This is a genomic window from Parafrankia sp. EAN1pec (genome assembly GCF_000018005.1).
Classification (GTDB): domain Bacteria; phylum Actinomycetota; class Actinomycetes; order Frankiales; family Frankiaceae; genus Parafrankia; species Parafrankia soli.
In genome coordinates, this window is the sequence record NC_009921.1 from 6,412,395 (window position 1) to 6,430,772 (window position 18,378).

General features: G+C 68.7%; 15 protein-coding genes and 1 tRNA gene. 5 read left to right on the forward strand and 11 right to left on the reverse strand.

The window, feature by feature from the left end; translation table 11 throughout:
• The first annotated feature begins 38 nt into the window (after positions 1 to 38).
• On the forward strand, positions 39 to 920 hold the full coding sequence (locus FRANEAN1_RS26215) for an aldo/keto reductase (RefSeq protein WP_020462789.1): 882 nt from the start codon (positions 39 to 41) through the stop codon (positions 918 to 920).
• Positions 921 to 1,154: 234 nt separating this feature from the next.
• A tRNA-Arg gene (locus tag FRANEAN1_RS26220) sits at positions 1,155 to 1,230 on the forward strand.
• Positions 1,231 to 1,295: 65 nt separating this feature from the next.
• Here the strand turns inward: FRANEAN1_RS26220 and FRANEAN1_RS26225 are convergent.
• The 7 genes from FRANEAN1_RS26225 to FRANEAN1_RS26260 form a co-directional block, all read right to left on the reverse strand.
• Positions 1,296 to 2,564: a site-specific integrase gene (locus tag FRANEAN1_RS26225; protein WP_020462790.1), complete on the reverse strand. Its 1,269-nt coding sequence runs from the start codon at positions 2,562 to 2,564 to the stop codon at positions 1,296 to 1,298.
• A 246-nt stretch (positions 2,565 to 2,810) separates the two neighbouring features.
• The gene (locus tag FRANEAN1_RS26230; RefSeq protein ID WP_020462791.1) at positions 2,811 to 3,110 is read right to left on the reverse strand and encodes a hypothetical protein; all 300 of its coding nucleotides are present in this window, start codon (positions 3,108 to 3,110) and stop codon (positions 2,811 to 2,813) included.
• A gap of 135 nt (positions 3,111 to 3,245) precedes the next feature.
• Entirely contained in the window at positions 3,246 to 3,431 is a 186-nt protein-coding gene (locus FRANEAN1_RS26235) for a helix-turn-helix domain-containing protein (RefSeq protein ID WP_020462792.1), read from the reverse strand.
• A 29-nt stretch (positions 3,432 to 3,460) separates the two neighbouring features.
• Positions 3,461 to 5,092 carry a replication initiator gene (locus FRANEAN1_RS26240; protein ID WP_157473602.1) on the reverse strand — a complete coding sequence of 544 codons (1,632 nt, stop codon included), beginning with the start codon at positions 5,090 to 5,092 and terminating at the stop codon, positions 3,461 to 3,463.
• A gap of 304 nt (positions 5,093 to 5,396) precedes the next feature.
• Entirely contained in the window at positions 5,397 to 6,968 is a 1,572-nt protein-coding gene (locus FRANEAN1_RS26250) for an FtsK/SpoIIIE domain-containing protein (RefSeq protein WP_020462794.1), read from the reverse strand.
• A 117-nt stretch (positions 6,969 to 7,085) separates the two neighbouring features.
• Complete coding sequence (locus FRANEAN1_RS26255; RefSeq protein WP_020462795.1) at positions 7,086 to 7,388, reverse strand: hypothetical protein; 303 nt, start codon at positions 7,386 to 7,388, stop codon at positions 7,086 to 7,088.
• On the reverse strand, positions 7,385 to 7,792 hold the full coding sequence (locus tag FRANEAN1_RS26260) for a hypothetical protein (RefSeq protein WP_020462796.1): 408 nt from the start codon (positions 7,790 to 7,792) through the stop codon (positions 7,385 to 7,387). Before FRANEAN1_RS26260 ends, FRANEAN1_RS26255 begins: the two co-directional genes overlap by 4 nt.
• Before the next feature lie 185 nt (positions 7,793 to 7,977).
• Here FRANEAN1_RS26260 and FRANEAN1_RS26265 point away from each other — a divergent pair, with 185 nt between their 5' ends.
• A complete protein-coding gene (locus FRANEAN1_RS26265; RefSeq protein WP_020462797.1) occupies positions 7,978 to 8,436 on the forward strand; it encodes a helix-turn-helix transcriptional regulator in 459 nt (152 codons plus the stop codon).
• Positions 8,437 to 8,992: 556 nt separating this feature from the next.
• Here FRANEAN1_RS26265 and FRANEAN1_RS26275 read toward each other — a convergent pair.
• Both FRANEAN1_RS26275 and FRANEAN1_RS26280 read right to left on the reverse strand, forming a co-directional pair.
• Positions 8,993 to 9,454 carry a hypothetical protein gene (locus FRANEAN1_RS26275; protein WP_020462798.1) on the reverse strand — a complete coding sequence of 154 codons (462 nt, stop codon included), beginning with the start codon at positions 9,452 to 9,454 and terminating at the stop codon, positions 8,993 to 8,995.
• The gene (locus FRANEAN1_RS26280) at positions 9,451 to 9,729 is read right to left on the reverse strand and encodes a hypothetical protein (RefSeq protein WP_041256546.1); all 279 of its coding nucleotides are present in this window, start codon (positions 9,727 to 9,729) and stop codon (positions 9,451 to 9,453) included. The genes FRANEAN1_RS26275 and FRANEAN1_RS26280 overlap by 4 nt, the downstream gene beginning before the upstream one ends.
• Before the next feature lie 289 nt (positions 9,730 to 10,018).
• Between FRANEAN1_RS26280 and FRANEAN1_RS26285 the strand changes: the two genes are divergently transcribed.
• The gene (locus FRANEAN1_RS26285; protein ID WP_347176763.1) at positions 10,019 to 10,807 is read left to right on the forward strand and encodes a helix-turn-helix domain-containing protein; all 789 of its coding nucleotides are present in this window, start codon (positions 10,019 to 10,021) and stop codon (positions 10,805 to 10,807) included.
• Between the two features lie 6 nt (positions 10,808 to 10,813).
• On the forward strand, positions 10,814 to 11,284 hold the full coding sequence (locus FRANEAN1_RS26290; protein WP_020462800.1) for an NUDIX domain-containing protein: 471 nt from the start codon (positions 10,814 to 10,816) through the stop codon (positions 11,282 to 11,284).
• Here the strand turns inward: FRANEAN1_RS26290 and FRANEAN1_RS26295 are convergent.
• Positions 11,272 to 11,820 (reverse strand): HD domain-containing protein, encoded by a 549-nt coding sequence (locus FRANEAN1_RS26295; protein ID WP_020462801.1) that lies wholly within the window; start codon positions 11,818 to 11,820, stop codon positions 11,272 to 11,274. The genes FRANEAN1_RS26290 and FRANEAN1_RS26295 overlap by 13 nt on opposite strands.
• 402 nt (positions 11,821 to 12,222) lie before the next feature.
• Positions 12,223 to 18,375, reverse strand: a complete 6,153-nt coding sequence (locus FRANEAN1_RS26300) for a caspase family protein (protein ID WP_020462802.1) — start codon at positions 18,373 to 18,375, stop codon at positions 12,223 to 12,225.
• Between the last annotated feature and the right edge of the window lie 3 nt (positions 18,376 to 18,378).

An 18,378-nucleotide genomic window follows, 5' to 3' on the forward strand; every position in this document is an offset into this window, starting at 1 on the left:
CCGGCGACGGTGCCCGCACACCTGGAGGAAGGAACGGTATGTCGACTCAGGCAGCCAGCCGCGACGTGACCGCGGCGGCGAGCGGGACGTTCCTGCTCGGAGGCGAACTACCCGTGAACCGGCTCGGTTTCGGCGCGATGCGGATCACCGGGCCGGGCATCTGGGGCGAACCCGCGGACCGGGCGGAGGCCATCGCCGTACTGCGCAGGTCGGTGGAACTCGGCGTGAACTTCATCGACACGGCCGACTCCTACGGCCCGCACGTCAGCGAGGAGTTGATCGCCGAGGCCCTGCACCCCTATCCAGACGGCCTGGTGATCGCGACGAAGGGCGGTCTCACGCGGCAGGGGCCGGACCAGTGGACTGCCGTGGGACGCGCCCCATACCTGCGCCAGCAGGTCGAACTGTCGCTGCGCCGCCTCAAGCTCGAGCGCATCGATCTCTACCAGCTCCACCGCATCGACCCGAGGACTCCCGTCGAGGAGTCCCTCGGCGAACTGCGGGCGCTGCAGCAGGAAGGCAAGATCCGCCAGATCGGGCTCTCGGAGGTCAGCGTCGCCGAGCTGGAGCACAGCCGGTCGCTGGCGGAGATCGTCAGCGTGCAGAACCGGTACAACCTCGCCGACCGCGCCTCCGAGGACGTCCTCGACTACGCGGAACGCGAGGGTATCGGCTTCATCCCCTGGTTCCCCGTCGCGACCGGTACACTCGCGCGACCAGGCGGAGTCCTCGACGCGATCGCGAAGCGGCACGGCTCGCAACCCGCGCAGCTGGCGCTGGCATGGCTGCTGCGCAGGTCACCCGTGATGCTGCCGATCCCGGGCACGTCGTCGACCGCCCACCTGGAGGAGAACGTCGCCGCGGCAGGAGTCAGCCTCACCGACTCCGAGTTCGACGAGCTGGCCAAACTGGTCAGCTGACGCCGTACTCGGCCAACCTGCCCCGGTCGGCAACACACGGCCCGACTCCGGTGCCGTGTTGCCGTCCGGCGCCGGACGGCCGAGTCGGCCAGCAGGCACGCGGGACGTCGGCTCCGCCTCCCGAGGCGGGGCCGACGTGCGAGGACACCGGGGGTCGGTGCACCATCGACTGACCTGAGGTGGACACTGTCCATCCCACCCGGGACTCGTCCGCGAGCCCCACAATGGAACAACGCGCCCGTAGCTCAGCGGATAGAGCGAGTGCCTTCTAAGCACTGGGTCGCAGGTTCGATCCCTGCCGGGCGCACCAGCCAAAACGCCCCCGCCGATCTTGCTGACGGAGGCGTTTTGTAGCAACGGGTGCAGCAACGGCCCTCAGTCCCGGGGCTCGGTCAGGTGGCCGTCGAGCTTGCCCAGGGCGCGCCGCTTCTCCCCCATCGAGGCATGCGCGTAGATCGTCATCGTCACCTCGATCGCCGAGTGGCCCGCGATGTCCCGGACGATGTGCGGCGGCACACCGAGGTCCAGGAGCAGCGTCACGCAGGTGTGCCGCAGCCCGTGAAACACCACCCCGTCGAGCCCGACCGCACGGCGCAGCGGCAGCCAGAACCGGCGCAGGTTGTCCGGTTCGATCGGAGTCCCGATCTTCGTCGTGAACACGTGGCCGGTCTGCACCCAGGCGTCGCCGGCCGCCGCACGTTCAGCGTCCTGGAGCTTGCGATGCTCCGCCAGCGCATCCGCGACCAGGCCGAGGAGCGGCAGCGTCCGTTCGGAGTCCTCCGTCTTCGGCGGGCACAGCCGCAGCTCCCCGCCGACCCGCAGCAGCGTGTGACGCACCGTCAGCGTCTCCCGCTCAGAGTCGATGTCCGACCACTGCAGACCGAGCAACTCCCCGCGCCGCATCCCGAGGAACAGCGCCAGGACCAGCAGCGCGTACAGCCGGTCGCCCGCCGCCGCGTCGAGGAGCTGATGCGCCTGCTCGACGGTCAGGCCGCGGTCGACGCCGTAGCGCGGGGTGGAGACCTGCACCAGCTTCGCGACGTTCCGCCGGATCAGCTCCTCCCGGACCGCCGCCTGGAGAGCGTTACGCAGCACCGCATGCACGACCTGAACCTGACGCTTCGACGGCAACCGCTTGCAGCACCGGCCGACCGCGCAGCAACGCCGCTCCTCCTCCGGTCGTGCCTTGTCCACTCCCCGGGCGCAGCACCGGCAGGTGCTCTCCGTCCGCCGGATGAACTGCCGGACGTCCGCACCGGTCAGCCTGTTCAGCCGCTTCTTCCCGAGACCCGGCACGAGGTAGATCCGGACCGCCTTCTCATAGGTCACGTACGTGTTCGGCTGACGGTTCGGCTTCACGGTCTGAGCGAGCCAGGCCGTCAGGTACCGCTCGACCGTCCACCCGGTAGCGTCCGCCGGAATGCCCTGATCCGAGTTGGCCTGAAGCTCGGTCAGCTTGCCGCGGACGATCTCCTCCGACTTGCCGTAGACCGGCCGCCGCTTCGTCGTGCCGTCCGGCATGAGGACGTAGGCCGCGCCGGCCCACAGGCCGTCCCCGCGCTGGTAGATCGAGCCCTGACCGTTCGCGCGCTTGGTGCGTTCCTTGCGCCGGCCGTTCGCCGGGCCGTTGGTGTTGCTGGGCATGGGTGGCTTCTCCTTGCCGGAAGAACGGGTCAGGTGCACGCGGGCCGCAGGTGGCGTCGCCCGGTGCCGGTGGGTTTCCGTTCTCTGGCGCTGGGATGGTCTGTCGGGGCGCCGGCCGCGTCCAGGGCGCTACGCGTGGCTTCGCCATCGGCCTCCGGCCGACCCTGGACACGTCCGACACCCCGACAGCTTCAAGCGCCACCAGAGAACGGAAGAAAAATGGGGGTAGAGCAGGCAGAACAACCGCTACGGGCGGGGAACGCTCGCCGCCGCAGGACCCGCCGAGGGGTCCCAGCCGTCCAGGACCGTTGCCGAAAGACCAGGCACCCGACGGAAGACCAGGACCGCGTCGACGTCGCCGAAGCTCTCGGTGAAGAAGGCGTCCACGGGCAGTCCCGCGAGGATTTCCGCCACGTCGCCGACGTCCGCGCCGGGACGGATCGTCAGCTCATGGCCGGTGTCGGTCGCGCGCACCGAGGCGAGCGGGTTCTCACCGTTGCCGGGGGTGCGCCATGCTCCGAAACCGCGAGACGAGAAGATGGACATAGGGCTTTGCTCCTGTCACAGGCAGGGGTGAGGTCTCAGGTCCCGGTCGGGTGTTGGTCGCACCCGCCGGGACCGCTTTGCCGAACTTCCGGACGACCGGGGGTCCACGCGCCGAGTCGCCGGTCCGCCAGCCGTTCACGCCGCTTCTCCGTCGCTGCGCAGCCGGTCGACGTACGCGAGGACAGCCGCGCGGGGAACGCGCCGGGCACGGCCGATGCGGACGGATTCGAGCCGGTGGCCGCGGATCAGGTCGTACACGGTGCTCCGGCCGACGCCGAGCAGTTCCGCGGCTTCGTCGACCGTCAGCAGAAGCTTGGTCACGGTCCTCTCCACAGGATCAGGGCGGAAGATCAGGCAGCGTGAGCCGGAGCCGACGGCGGGCCGGTTGCCGGAAGTTCGCCGGTTACGGCACGGCGGGCCGCGTCGAGCTGGGCGCGCCAGGCGTGGCGTTGCGCGACGGCCTGGAGAAGCAGGTGTTCGCGGCGTGGCGCGGCCGGGTCGCCGGGCCGGAGCAGCGTCCACGCCGTCCGAGCCGGGTCCGGACCCAAAGCAGCCGACGCGGCCGGACCGGTGTCGGTCTGGCCGAGGGCTTCGAGCTGTTCACGGACCCAGGCGACCCGATCCGCCCGGTGATCGGTCAGCGTCTTGCCTGACCATTTGCGGCTCACCAGGACCCGCCGGCCGCCGAACCCGAGCGTCTCCCGCCGGTGCGCCTTGCCCCGGCACCGCCCCGGGACGAGACCCGGTTTCGGGTTCTTCGGTTGGACCCCGAAGCGCAGCCAGTTCGAGCAGGTGGGCGAGCACGGTTCGTAGCGCAGCGCCGCCGCGAGCCGGTCGACGTGCCGACGCTGCGCTTCGGACGTGGCCGCGTGGCAGGCGTCGAGGCTCTTCGTCAGGTACTTGGTCAGATAGCCGATCATCCGGCCGGTGTGCGCCGAGTTCGCCGTGACGCCGTCCGCGCGCAGTTGCGGGCCCAAGCGGACGACGTGCGCCGGTTCGTCGTCCTCGCCGATCTCGTCCAGCGCCTCATCCCAGGTGGGCAGCGGGCGGGCGGTGTCCGGGTCGAGGTAGCCGGCCGTGTCGTCATCCCAGGCGGGAAGGTGACCGTCCTCGTAGACGGGCCGGTCGGCAGCGGGCCACCAGACCTGGTGGTACGTGGCCGCCGCGACCTGGCGGAGCAGCGGACGCGGGATGGTGCCGCGGATGGCCGCGTGCAGGTGAGGAGCGAGCCGCCGCTGTGGTTCCAGCGCGGCGAAGTACTGCACCTCCCAGCCCACGGCCCGCCGGAGGTTCTGCCAGAACCGGTCGATCAGCTTCGGGAAGTGGATCGCGTCCCGCGCCGCCCGCCGGTAGTCGTACGAGCCCGGATCGACCGGGGAGCCGTCGGAGTTCACCCGGCCGTACGTGTCGCAGGTCAGCGTGAGGAACATCGACGGCCGCCAGGTCGTGCCGTCCGCCGCTTCGTAGGTCCGGCCGACCGTGCGCTTCTCCACCGGCAGCCGGGGCAGGTCGGGCGCGTCCTGCCGCCGGCGGGTCGACCGGGCCCGGCGAGGGCGATCCCGATCCTCCGGTGCCGCCTTCCCCCGCACGCCGAGCGCGTTGAGTTCCTCGTCCACCTGGCCGATGAGTTCGTCGATCTCAGCGACGCCGGCCGGGTCACTGTCCCGTTCGGCCTCCCGCCGGACGGCTTCGAGATCAGCCCGGAACCCGGCGAGGATCTTCGCTTCGTCGGACGGCGGGTCCGGGTCGGGAAGCGGTTCGTCGTCCAGGTGCCAGCCCGCTTTGCACTGCGCCATCCGCAGCCGCCGGGCCTTCTCCGCACACGGCGGGCACTTGCTCGCCAGGATGGCCCCGCACGGCACCGGAATGATCTCGGTTTCGCCGGTGTCGAGGTTCGTCCGGCGCATTGCCATCGGTCGGACGCACACGCCGTTCTCCACGGCGACGGTCTCGACGACCGCGCGAGCGAGCGGCATCCGCATCCGCGCCGCTCGGGAACCCGGACGATCGTCACGGCCGGTGGGTTCACACGAGACGGCCGGGTCAGTGCCGGTGACGGGAGTGGTCACGCGGGAGGGTCCTCCGTGGCGTCGGGGTTCTGGTGTCCGCCGGACGGGTTGGCGGACGCTTCGGTGAAGCGGGAGCAGCCGCAGGGAGACCCGCAGCCATCGGAGGCCCGGCACCGGCGCCGCCGGTGGGCGATCCGCGGATGAGCGCAGGTCGCGCACACCGGCAGCGCCGGTATCGGCGCGGCGGAGTCCGGCGAGCCGGCCGGGTCGGTGGATCTCATGCGGCCGGGTCGAGACGCTCGCCGTCCCCCCACTCCCCGCCATCCAGGTCGAAAAGGTCCTCGGGGATGTCGGGCACCCAGCCGCCCCGGACGGGCCGGTAACGGTCGACGGTCCGGGCGATCTCGCCGTCGTCGACGTGGGCCGCCCGGACCCGTACGGGATCGGGATCACCGTCGTGCAGGACGTAGCCGACCCCGGGGAGCGACAGCGGGATCTCCTCCGCCCGCGCGCCACGGTCACGGGCACCGGAGCCGAGCACGAGATCGGCCTGTTCGGGTTCGGTCATCCGCAGCGCGACCCGGACCGGGAAGAGATCCCGGAACGGGAGCACCTCCTTACGCGGGTCCTGCACCGCCGCCAGGACCACGACCCCGGGCGCCCGTCCCTGCGAGAGCAGCAGCGGCAGCGCCGCGCCGATCCGCTTCTTCACATCCCGATCGGTGACGTACGCCGTGAGGGACGCGATCTCATCGACCACCAGGACGATCAGCGGTTCCGCGATCGTCGGGGCGTGCAGCCGGGTGTTTCCCGCGAGCCGGGCCGTCCGGTTCTGCATGACGGTCACCGCGTCGTCGAGGAGATCCGCGATCGACGCCGTGTCAGTGGCGAAGCGAGTGAACATCGCCCGCCCGAAGGCGAGTTCCATGCCGCCCTTGGGGTCACACACCCACAGCTCCACCAGCCCCGCCCGCACCGCCGGGCCGAGACCGCGGATGACCGACCACAGCACCGAGCCCTTACCGGCACCGGTCGCCCCCGCGACGAGCACGTGCGTTCCCCGGACCGGCAGCGTCCAGGAACGGCCGTCCTCGCACCGTCCGACAGGCACCGCCGACAACCCGGCCAGCAGCCGCGCCATCCCCTGACCACGGCGGACGACTGCGGACGGAACGGTGCGGGCAGGGTCAGAGCCGGCACCGTCCGCGGAGTCGTCCAGGTTGGGCGGAGAAACCGGCCGGGTCAGCGAGTCCCGGTGGTGGAAGGAGACACGGATGAAGCGGACCGTCTCCGCCTGCACCTGGCAGCGCCGGGCACGGAACACGTGCCGCAGCGCCTCAGCCTGTTCCGCCCACTGCGCCGGAGTCTGACCCGGCAGCAGCTCGACACGCAGTACGTCCACCGACCGCGACGAACGGATCTTCCGAATCCGCGGGAAGTACTCGTCGAAGTTCACCTGATCACCGGTCGACGTCGGCATGCGGATCGCCAGGTCGGTATGGACCATCGCCGGCTTCCAACGCCACCGGTAGACGAACGTCAGCCGCGCCCGGCCCCACAGCCACCAGGCCACCGGCCCGAACGACCGCGGATGCACCCGCCACCACACGACCGCCACCAGGACCAGCCCCGCGACGAGCACGGCCAGGCCGACGAGCCCGATCCGGTGCATTACCAGGAGCAGGCCGACCGCGGACACCACCGCGACACGGTGACGCCAGCAGCCCCGCAGCGCCAGCCACAGCACCTTCCCGGCCACCGCCAACAGCAGCATCCACACCGGCACGCGCACCTTGTCGGCCCGCGACGGCACCCGCGGAAAACGTTGGTCACCGTTGATTCTGGACATGACAAATACCACCTGTTTTCGAGCGCACGAAATACAGACAGAGGGAATCGGCGAAAAGGAGGGAGAGTCGAGGAATGGAAGCCGTTTCCTCGATGCAGCCGACGAGCAGCGAGAAAACTACGCGGCGCGTGACCCGGAGGCGTCGTCGTCCGGAGCGGCGGCGTTCGCGGCTTCCTGGGTTTCGAACTGGTAGTTCTCGTAAGCGATCAGGTAGTCGTTGACCGCCGCGAGCAGCTTGTACGCGAAGTCAGCGTGCCGGGCGTCCGGAGCCTGCTCCATCGCCGAAACGCTCAGGCTCACCCGTCCCGCGTCCACAACCAGGATCGGCGCCCGGTCGGGGTAGGTGTGGCAGAGCACCGACCACTCCGCGCCGATGTGCAGCCCGAGCGTCGTGTACGAACGCTTCCCCTCGCCGCTCACGCCGCCACTCCAGTCGGACGCCGAGCCGGAACCGCCGGACGCATCCGCGAGGCACGCAGGGCGTACGCCTGCTTGGGGAAGTTGCCGTTCTTGTCCACCCAGGGGGTGATCGTCAGGCCCTCGAACAGCGCCGGCCGGAACGGCGTACCAGCCAAGACCTCCGGCAGCACCGGCTGAACCTCGCCCGGAACCTTCACCTTCAGCTCCGCCTGCCGCGCCGCCGGGTCCGCGTCGAGCACGCGCACCGTCCAGATCCGCTCGCCGGTGTTCGGGTCCCGTTCCTGCGGGTCGGGCGCACCGGCCTTGGCCTTCTCGTAATCGTTCGCCGCCTCCACACCGAGGACGAATGCTCCCGCGGGGAACACGTCCTCGAAGCGCACCGGAATGCGTCGCGGAACCGCCATGGTTCGTCTACCTCCGTGAGGGTCAGCCCCGCCGCCGGTGTTCCGGCCGCTGTCGGGCAACACCCACCCTGAACCGCTCACGAACCAATCGCCAAGCACTTTCGTTCCGACGTATACGGACTCCGGATGGAAATTATCCACCCACCGGCTGGAATGCCCGTCCGCCACAACGCTACCTTTGACAGATGACAAACAAACGGGGGATTCCACCGTACACGGCACGCGGCAGAGTCGAGGGTGAGGACTGGCAGGCGGTCGCCGACGCCCTCAACGCGAGGATGACCCGCAAGCGGATGGGACAGCAAGCACTCGCCACCGCGTCAGGCGTGTCCGTCGCGACGCTACGCCAGCTCCAACACGGCGCCCAGGGCCGCCGGGTCCAGGACGCCACCCTGGCCGCCGTCGCCCGTGCGCTCGACTGGCCGGACGACCATCTGACCCGCGTCCTCGTTCACCTCGAGGGAACCAGCGAGACGCCCTCAAACCAGGGCGAGGACCACGGAGGACCGCCGATCGATCGTCAGATCCTGGCCGTCCTGTTGCGGATCGAACAGCGGCTCGCCGATCTCTCAGAACGGATCGCTCCCACCGGGCCACCGAGGACGAACCGCGGCAACGACAACGGGCCGGCACCGACGGAGTAGCTTCCGCCGGTGCCGGCCCGCCGACCAAATCGTCGGACTTAGCTTGCTTGTACACGCCGCATATGGCGATGTCGGAGACGGTGCACCCACGGATGCCAGATCGCCGAGCTCAGCGCTTCCAGCGCCGCAGTGACTCGCGCCGCGACCGCCATATCCATCAGGACGCAGATCGGCCCTCCGTCAGGCCCCTCTGGAAACGTCTCCGAGGCACCGCGCGCCGCCTCAGCAGCCCCGATGTACTCCATCGTCATTCTCCGCGACACTCGGGCCACGATCGCCGCAGCTTCCAGCGACGCCAATGATCGTCTGAACTCTTGGTACGACTCGTCCTCCCACCTGAGGGCCTCGACTTCAACGATCTTCTCCCGAACGAGTGCACGCGCCGAACGTCGGTCTCGGGCCTGGACCACGAAAGGTCCGATGACTCCGCCGATCACTGCCGCGCCGAAAGCCTGGACGACCTGAAGCCATGCATCCACTTGATTCGGGTTGCCCTTTCAGTCTGATGGTCTGCAGGCTTCATAGCGTGGCCATGCAGCAGTCGACCACGCGGGGTCTACGAAACGTCGATTGCGTGGAGCACGGCCCTGCGAACCGATTCGAGCGCCTCCACCTGGCCGGCCCGGAACGCAGTCCGCTCCCCCTTGGTCATCCAGCGCGAGTCAGGCCGTGCCGGGTGCGCATCCATCGCCGTCCGTAGCGCCGCACCCGCACAGCCTCGCCGCGAGGGCCCCGAACCGTCTTTCCCAACCGGCGCGCGGTCGCCAGCGGGCACCCGGTACACGAGCACCACATCCACATCGCCGAACGACTCGGTGAACTTCAGCCCGCCGGGCATCCGCGCCACCGCCCGCAGGAGATCTTCGGAATCCGAACCCGGCTGGACGACGACCGCCCACTCCTCCGCACCCCACGGCAGCATCACGACCGCCGGCAGCTTCTCCCTCGTGCTCTCTGCGTCACCCTCCCCAGCCGGCACCGGTGGCAGGAACGGACCGGGCATGCCCGAGGAGGTCATGTCCACCGCCGGTGGTCCGCGAAGCGCGTCACGAGGTCATCGAACCTGGTCCAGTCCACGGCCGGTGGCCGCGTGTCGTGGACGAAGAACCGCAGCGGGGTGACCTGGTAGTCGTGCCAGCCCTGTTCGATCGCGAACAGGTCAGCCGCGGCCGGCGAGTTGAAGGTGATGACCGTGTCCCATACCTGGCGGGTCTCACCCGGTTCGAAGCGGACGATGCCGAACAGCAGCGGCCCGGGATCACCTCCACCTGCTCTGTCTGCTCTGTCGAACATCACGTTCCGTCCTCCTGTGTTGGATCGTGGGCGACGAGGCACCGGAACCGACCCGCGAAGGTGTTCGACCTGCGGCGGATCTGGTGCCCGCCCACCGTCCAACCGGACGGCTTGTCACGGAAGGCCGCCGGCCGTATACGCCGAGGGTTCCGATCTATACGGAGACCGGATAGGCTCTGCGCGTCCGATCAAGGACAGACGGTCCTGTACCTACCGTCCGGAGGCGCCCGTGGTTTCCGTCCGCCGCCCGTTACCCCAGGCCCCGCCGGGACTCTGGGACCGGCCAGAGATGGCCGACGCACTCGCCCGCCGTGACATCGGCACCGTCTTCAAGATCTACCGCCAGTGGACCGGCGCGACCCAGACACAGATCGCCGCTGTCTGCGGCCTCCCGCAGTCCCACGTCAGCGAGATCTCAACCGGCCGCCGCCAGGTCACCAGCCTGGAGATCTTCGAGCGCATCGCCGACGGCATCGACATCCCCCGGGGCCGCATCGGACTTGCCGAAAGACCCGGCGCCGTCCCTGAGCCACGGACCGAGCCCGGAGCGCCCGTCGTCAACGTGCCCGGCGACATCGTGCACGTCTATCCCAGCCGGACAGCCGTCCCGTCCGAGCTGTGGCGGACGCTGTTCGCCGGCGCGCGCCACCAGGTCGACGTCCTCGTGATCGCCGGCCTGTTCCTCCCCGACGGCCACGCCGACTTCACCACCGTCCTCCGCCACAAAGGCGCGGAAGGCGTCACGATCCGCTACGCACTCGGCGACCCCGAATCACCCGCCGTCGCTCTCCGCGGCGAAGAGGAAGGGATCGGCGACGGGCTCGCCGCCCGGACCCGGATCACGCTCACCTACCTCGCGTCCCTCCGCGAGGCGCCCGGGATCGAGCTACGGCTCCACGCCACCACGCTCTACAACTCCATCTACCGGTTCGACGGCGACATGCTCGTCAACACCCACGTGTACGGCGCCCCCGCCGCGCACTCCCCCGTCATGCACCTACGCGCCCAGTCCGGTGGCCTGTTCGACCACTACGCCGCCAGCTTCGAGCGCATCTGGGCCACCACCGAAGGAGCCTGAACCCTCTTGGCGCGAATCGACTACTTCAACGACCCGAACGCCCCCAAGGCGAACAGCGTCGTCCCCTCCGTGACCGCCGTCGTCACCGACGAGGCCGGACGCATCCTCATGGTTCACAAGACCGACAACGACCTGTGGGCCCTGCCCGGCGGCGGCATGGACCTCGGCGAATCCATCACCGACGCCGCCGTCCGCGAGACCAAGGAAGAGACCGGCATCGATATCGAGGTCACCGGGTTGATCGGGGTCTACACCAACCCCCGGCACGTCCTGGCCTACGACGACGGCGAGGTCCGCCAGCAGTTCTCGCTCTGCTTCACCACCCGCAATCTCGGCGGAGAGCTACGCACCTCCAGCGAGACGAAGGAGGTCCAGTTCGTCGCACCCGAGGACCTGGACACGCTGAACATCCACCCGTCGATGCGACTCAGGATCGATCACTACCTGGAGAACCGCGCGACGCCCTACCTTGGCTGAGCCGCCGCAAGCCGCGCGGTGGTGCGCTCGACGGTGGTTTGGAGATCCGGCCGCGCCCGAGTGACCGACCGGTGCACGACCGACCCCTCGCCGTAGCGAGCGAGGATCTCCGCGATCCGTTCAGCAAAGGTGAACCGCTGGCCCTGCGGACCCGTCGTCATGTCCGCCGCGCACAGCGCGTCCATCACCGGTGAGACCTCCAGCTCCCACGCTGACAGCTCCGCCGTCAGGCCCCGCTCCTCGGCTTCATACCGGGCGCACGAGTGGTGGGCGACCAGAGCACACAGCCGCTCCGGGGCGTCCTGGGTTTCGAGGAACCGGGCGCCGTCCACCGGGTGGAACCGCAGATGCGCGATCGGCGGGGCGTACCCGATGTCGTGCAGCCAGGCCGCCGCTATGAGCAGGTCACGCTCTTCGGGATCGACAGCTGCGGATACCTCACGGGCAGCCGCAGCCACGGCCTGGACATGCCGCCACCGATCCCCCAACGGGGTCAGCAGCTCGCTCGCCAACCGCTCAGCAACCGCTACATCCACCCGATCACGGTACGGCGACCACCACCAGGCCGTCAGCGAGAGCCCGAGACTGCCGAAATGCTCGTTTTATGATCAAGAGTGCGGCGCCGGCCGCGCCGCGTGGCGGCTGCGCGTGGCCCTGGCGGGCCATGCTCGCCGGCGCGTCGCCATCCGTCTCCACTCAAATCCACCACCGACCCGTGGCGAACGGGACCGTCGGTGCCTAAGCACGCCAGCAGTGTCATCGGCTGTTGGTCGGGACAACGAGCAGAGGGCACGCCAGTGCCCAGAACGTTTCATTTCCCGGGCAACCCGACTTGCCCTAGCCTCAGCGCCGAGGCCACTGGTGTTACAGCTCGCTGCCCATCCGATGATCTTGTCGGTAACCGATCTCAGTGTGACGCAGACCACCTTCCAGTCCGATCAAGATCCGTCGGAAACCAAGTTGTCCATGTTGATGGACGCAGGCAAGCGAAACCCATATTTCGTCAACCGGCTGGCAACCTCGGTGATCTTCCGTCCGGAGGCGAACGCGGCGATCAGGTGCCCTGCGGGGACAAGCTGGCCTGGGTGAAGCCACGGTTCCTCGCCGTCGAGATTGCGGCTAAGGAGGGTGCGGTCGTCGCGGTCGAGCTGGTCGGGCAGGGTAGCCGGGTCCGGGACGGCGAACCCAAAGGCAGCCAGCCGAGAAGCCACCTGGCGAGGGCTACGACCCGTCCTCACCGCAGCCTCCGCGAGATGCACCGCCTGGACTGGCCGATCCGAGTCGAGCCACGGCGACCGGCCGTCGAGACCGCGGCTGAGGAGGATGAGATCGCCACGGTCGAGCTGGTCAGGCACAGTAGCCAGGTCCGCGACCGTGAACCCCAAGGCAGCCAGCCGGGCAGCCACCTGGCCGACGCTGCGACCCGTCCTCACCGCAGTCACGGCCAGATGCGCCGGCGGGATCGGCCGATCCGGGTCGAGCCACGGCCACCGGCTGTCGAGATCGCGGCTGAGAAGAATGGCGTCGTCGGGGTCGAGCTGGTCGGGCACACGGTCCGCGACCGTGAGCCCAAAGGCAGCCAGCCGGGCAGCCACCTGGCCGACACTGCGACCCGTCCTCACCGCAGTCACGGCCAGATGCCCCACCGGCACCGGCCGATCCGAATCGAGCCACGGTTCCTCGCCATCGAGATCGCGACTAAGGAGGATCCGGTCGTCGCGGTCGAGCTGGTCGGGCAGGGTAGCCGGGTCCGGGACGGTGAACCCCAAGGCAACCAGCCGAGAAGCCACCTGGCGAGGGCTACGACCCGTCCTCACCGCAGCCTCCGCGAGATGCACCGTCGGGATCGGCCGGTCCGAGCCGAGCGACTGCCACCGGCCGTGGCGATCGTCGCTGAGGAGGATGAGATCGCCACGGTCGAACTGGTCGGGCAGGGTAGCCGGGTCCGCGACGGCGAACCCCAAGGCAGCAAGCCAAGAAGCCACCTGGCGAGGGCTACGACCCGTCCTCACCGCAGCTACGGCCAGATATCCCGCTGATACTGGTCGATCCGAGTCGAGCCACGGCGACCGGCCGTCGAGACCGCCGCTGAGGAGGATGAGATCGTCGCGGTCGAGCTGGTCAGGCACAGTAGCCAGGTCCGCGACGGCGAACCCCAAGGCAGCTAGCCGGGTAGCCACCTGGTCGACGCTGCGACCCGTACTCACCGCAGCCGCAGCCAGATGCCCCACTGGCACTGGTCGATCCGAGCCGAGCCACGGCGACCGGCCGTCGAGACCACGGCTAAGGAGGATGAGATCGCCGCGGTCGAGCTGGTCGGGCAGGGTAGCCGGGTCCGCGACGGTGAACCCCAGAGCAGCTAGCCGGGCAGCCACCTGGCCGACACTGCGACCCGTCCTCACCGCAGCCGCAGCCAGATGCCCCACCGGCACCGGCCGATCCGAGCCGAGCCACGACGTCCAGCCGTAGCGTTCGTCGCCGAGAAGGTGAAGATCGTCGCGGTCGAGCTGGTCGGGCAGGGTAGCCGGGTCCGGGACGGTGAGCCCCAGAGCAGCTAGCCGGGCAGCCACCTGGAAGGGGCTGCGACCCGTCTTCGCGGCAGCCCGCGCGAGATGCACCGCCGGGACTGGCCGATCCGAATCGAGCCACGGCGAACGGCCGTCGAGACCACGGCTGAGGAGGATGAGATCGTCGCGGTCGAGCTGGTCGGGCAGGGTAGCCGGGTCCGGGACGGCGAACCCCAGAGCAGCTAGCCGGGCAGCCACCTGGAAGGGGCTGCGACCCGTCTTCGCGGCAGCCCGCGCGAGATGCACCGCCGGGACTGGCCGATCCGAATCGAGCCACAGCGAACGGCCGTCGAGATCGTCCAGCCATGGCCACTCGCCGTCAAGATTGCAGCTGAGGAGGGTGCGGTCGTCGCGGTCGAGCTGGTCGGGCAGGGTAGCCAGGTCCGGGACGGCGAACCCCAGAGCAGCTAGCCGGGCAGCCACCTGGCCGACACTGCGACCCGTCCTCACCGCAGCCGCAGCCAGATGCCCCACCGGCACCGGCCGATCCGAGCCGAGCCACGGTTCCTCGCCGTCGAGACCACGGCTGAGGAGGGTGCGGTCGCCGCGGTCGAGCTGGTCGGGCAGGGTAGCCGGGTCCGGGACGGCGAACCCAAAGGCAGCTAGCCGGGCAGCCACCTGGCGAGGGCTATGGCTCGTCCTCGCCGCAGCCCGCGCGAGATGTCCTACCGGCACTGGCCGGTCGGAATCGAGCCACGGCATCCAGCTATTCAGACCACGGCTGAGGAGGGTGCGGTCGTCGCGGTCGAGCTGGTCGGGCAGGGTAGCCGGGTCCGGGACGGCGAACCCCAGAGCAGCTAGCCGGGCAGCCACCTGGCCGACACTGCGACCCGTCCTCACCGCAGCCGCAGCCAGATGCCCCACCGGCACCGGCCGATCCGAGCCGAGCCACGGTTCCTCGCCGTCGAGACCACGGCTGAGGAGGGTGCGGTCGTCGCGGTCGAGCTGGTCGGGCAGGGTAGCCAGGTCCGGGACGGCGAACCCCAGAGCAGCTAGCCGGGCAGCCACCTGGCCGACACTGCGACCCGTCCTCACCGCAGCCGCAGCCAGATGCCCCACCGGCACCGGCCGATCCGAGCCGAGCCACGGTTCCTCGCCGTCGAGACCACGGCTGAGGAGGGTGCGGTCGTCGCGGTCGAGCTGGTCGGGCAGGGTAGCCAGGTCCGGGACGGCGAACCCCAGAGCAGCTAGCCGGGCAGCCACCTGGCCGACACTGCGACCCGTCCTCACCGCAGCCGCAGCCAGATGCCCCACCGGCACCGGCCGATCCGAGCCGAGGCGAGGCGCCGGGATCACACGAAAATCGGCCAGGTTCGACGTTTCAGTTTCGACGACTGCCCTGGCCGCGAGGACCACGTCATCGGTCGGAAGAGACAGAAGACGTTCGCCAGCCGGCGCTGCGACGGTTAGCCCGTTAACAAGACCGGCTTCGATCCACGCGTGCAACCGCCATCGAAGAATCACCTCCGGCAGCACCGGCTGTACTGCGCGTAGTGGTGAACCGTCCCGCCGTCGAAAAAGCATGCCATCTGCCGGAAAACATCCCACTACAGCAATATCCGCGGTATCCCCGGCCACCTTCCACCGCCGGTGATGTGCTGCCGCCTGCGTGCAGATTTCGTCGGCAAGATCTGGATGGTGTCCGGCCAGCGCGCAGAGCCAGTCGAACGTCAACACGGTCGCATCCTCGGCAAGCAACACCGGGATCTCCCGGTATTGGAGTCGGGTCACCTCGGCGTCGTCGTGAGCGAGGATCCGTCGGCGGTCCACCGTCAGACGGGGATAGCAGGGGCCGGTCAGGTTCACCACCGCCCCGAACAGGTCGGTGCCGACCCACACTCCGTCGGCGACCACACCACCGTTCGTGTCGCACCACCAGACCGTGGGAGCGGAGGTGGCATCGATCCGGCAGGCGGTGCGTCGGGCGTCGTCGGCTAGCGGGTCCTCCGCGCCAATCGGCGCGACTGACGACAACTGCCCAGCGGCCCAGCTCTGTCGACCAGTGGCGTCGATGGCCTCCACCGCGAATTCGGAGATCCACAGGATCCGGCGAAGCAGATCGACGCAGGAAAGCGGTGTGTCGGTGGGACGCAGATGCAGCCGGACTGTAGTGCCGGCTTCCTCTCCGGGGCCGCGGTCGTGCACGCGAAATAGCGCGCCCGGCCCGGCGATGTGCACCTCGAACACGGTCCCTGGACGGCCGGAACGGTCGAGCCTGCAGGTTGTCACGGTAATCTCGTCGGCAAGCATGAAATAGCTCAACACGCCGATACCGAACCGGCTGTTTGGATAAAGCTCGATGCCCTCCTGTTTCCAAGTGGCCCGCTCCTCGACGTATTCGGGTAGGTCGGCGAAACGCATACCAGCGTGGGAGAATACCTCGACGAGTTCCCGTAGACCCATACCAACGCCGTTATCGATGCAGTCCAAGAAAGGTCGACCGTCCATTACGCCCTGCGTAAACCGGATACTTCCGATCCAGGGCGTAGGGTGTCGTCCGGCGACTTCAAGGTACTCGATCCTCGCCTGACGATAGCGACAGGCATCGAGCGCATTCTGATACAATTCACGGACCGCCAACGCCGGATCGCCATAGAGTTGCTCACCCATGAGTAATTCCTGGATGCGGTCGTCGGCGAGTCGGAACCGAAACCCAGTCGAGTCGTAGGCCCGCTGACCGTCGGCTCCGGTCGCGGCCACCACCCGGTCAGCGGTCGCCCGGGTCGGTAGGTCCGCCAACGGAGCCAACAGCCCGCCGTCCGCGGCGGCGGTATCGATATGGCGTAGCAGACTATCCACGGCACTCGCCTGCTCGCGCAGTGCCAGATCGACGGCGGGATGGTGACAGCGGGCGGCGAGTACCCGTGTACGTCCACGCGCCTCCCAGGCGGCCTCTGCGAGCGTCTCGTGAAGCTGTGGCAGGCTAACTCCGCCGCTGATGCCGAGATGGTCGACCACCACTTCTGACATCCCGACCGGGTCAAGGGTGAACCGTTCCGCGGCGGAGAGCAGGAACGCCACCAATTGTTCGCGGATGCTCTGCTCCATCTCGCTGGAGTTCGCGACCGGCCGAATCGGCCGTGGTGCCGTGTCCCGGTCACCTTGGGCAAGTGAGGCCGTGTCGGTGCGCAGCGTCCGAAGCAATTCAAGTAGTCGGTCGACGGCGAAAACCTCGGGTACCAGTCTGCTGTCGCCGTCCTCTGGCAGGGGCGTGGACGGAAGCAGCAGATCGACGAGCAGGTCGAGCTGATAGGACGCCGGCCGGCGGATGAGCCAGCGATGGAACAGCCACCATCCAATACCGGCCGCCGGCCGCTGCCCGTCGGGCAGGTCAATGCGCTGCGCCCGGCGGAGGAGACGTCCATAACCAGCGGTGAACCGTTCGAAAGCGGCTCGGTCGTCCGAAGTGCCGCGTATTGTTAGATCCGCCGGGTTGACCTGGGGGTAGGCAGAGGCGGCCAGCCGGGTCCAGTAGGCGGTGTGCAGGAACGGGACAGCTGTGAGCAGGGCCGCCTCTGCTGGCGACAGGCTCAACTTCTCCGGATTCAGCGTAGATAGCAGCCAGCGGACCTTGCCGTTCATCCGTTCGGCCCAGCCGGGGGCGTGCCACGGGTCGCTCTGAACCAGCCGGTTGTCCCGCTCCCAGCACCGTGCCAGGTATGCGACGAGGGTGGTGGTCGCCTCCCTCAGCAGTTCCTGGCCAGGTCGGCCATCAGCAAGGTTCCAGGCCGTATGGGTCCGGGCCGCGGTAACCCAGCTATGTTCGCCGGCCGCTCCGGTCCGTCTTCTCCTCGGTCTCGGTAGCAGGATGAAATCTTTGCCGGTTTCGGTCAGAATCCGGACCTGCTGCCGCGGATACCCGTGGGCGCTAGTGAGGGTGTCTATCTCCGCTTGGACGGCCAGCTCGATGTCGGCAAGGGTGGCGGGACCGGCGTCGTCGTCGGCGACGGTGCTGACCGCCCGCGAAAAGAAGCTGAATGACGAGTTGCCAACTGTCGCAAAGCGGGCTTTTTCGCCAGGGGAGCACGCGTAGACGTAGGCGAAGTGTCGAGATGCCGTCCGTGTAACCTCGCGGTCCGACCACGCCAGCGTCGATGGCCCGGATTTCTCGTTGAAGTGGATTCCTTCCCGGCAGGCATCGACCATCAATACGACATTTCCGGCATGGCTGGCCTCGACGTAGCGGCCGACATCGATCGGGACGCAACGGGTGTAGAAAGGGCTAGATCGCATCATCGCCCCGGACGGGACAAGATAGTCCATGTTGGCGTGATGGATGCCATGTCCGCTGAGGAATATAAGTAGCGTATCCGCCGATTCGGCGTCGCCAATGAAGAATTCTATCGCAGTGTCGATACTTGCGAAGTCGGTATGGGCCACGTTATGGACCGTTACCTCGTAACCAGTGCGGGTAAGCGTGGCGGATAGCTCGGCCAGGTCCTCTTCGATGAAGAGGAGGTTGTCAATGTCCGGGTCGCGGTAGGAAGGCACCCCGATCAGCAGGGCGCGGAAACGGCCGTCCATCAG

Excerpts from the sequence above, each read along its gene's own strand:
- FRANEAN1_RS26215 (WP_020462789.1), top strand. The coding sequence starts at position 39 with ATGTCGACTCAGGCAGCCAGCCGCGACGTGACCGCGGCGGCGAGCGGG.
- FRANEAN1_RS26225 (WP_020462790.1), bottom strand. The coding sequence starts at position 2,564 with ATGCCCAGCAACACCAACGGCCCGGCGAACGGCCGGCGCAAGGAACGC.
- FRANEAN1_RS26230 (WP_020462791.1), bottom strand. The coding sequence starts at position 3,110 with ATGTCCATCTTCTCGTCTCGCGGTTTCGGAGCATGGCGCACCCCCGGC.
- FRANEAN1_RS26240 (WP_157473602.1), bottom strand. The coding sequence starts at position 5,092 with ATGCGGATGCCGCTCGCTCGCGCGGTCGTCGAGACCGTCGCCGTGGAG.
- FRANEAN1_RS26250 (WP_020462794.1), bottom strand. The coding sequence starts at position 6,968 with ATGTCCAGAATCAACGGTGACCAACGTTTTCCGCGGGTGCCGTCGCGG.
- FRANEAN1_RS26260 (WP_020462796.1), bottom strand. The coding sequence starts at position 7,792 with ATGGCGGTTCCGCGACGCATTCCGGTGCGCTTCGAGGACGTGTTCCCC.
- FRANEAN1_RS26265 (WP_020462797.1), top strand. The coding sequence starts at position 7,978 with ATGACAAACAAACGGGGGATTCCACCGTACACGGCACGCGGCAGAGTC.
- FRANEAN1_RS26275 (WP_020462798.1), bottom strand. The coding sequence starts at position 9,454 with ATGACCTCCTCGGGCATGCCCGGTCCGTTCCTGCCACCGGTGCCGGCT.
- FRANEAN1_RS26280 (WP_041256546.1), bottom strand. The coding sequence starts at position 9,729 with ATGTTCGACAGAGCAGACAGAGCAGGTGGAGGTGATCCCGGGCCGCTG.
- FRANEAN1_RS26285 (WP_347176763.1), top strand. The coding sequence starts at position 10,019 with ATGGCCGACGCACTCGCCCGCCGTGACATCGGCACCGTCTTCAAGATC.
- FRANEAN1_RS26300 (WP_020462802.1), bottom strand. The coding sequence starts at position 18,375 with ATGGACGGCCGTTTCCGCGCCCTGCTGATCGGGGTGCCTTCCTACCGC.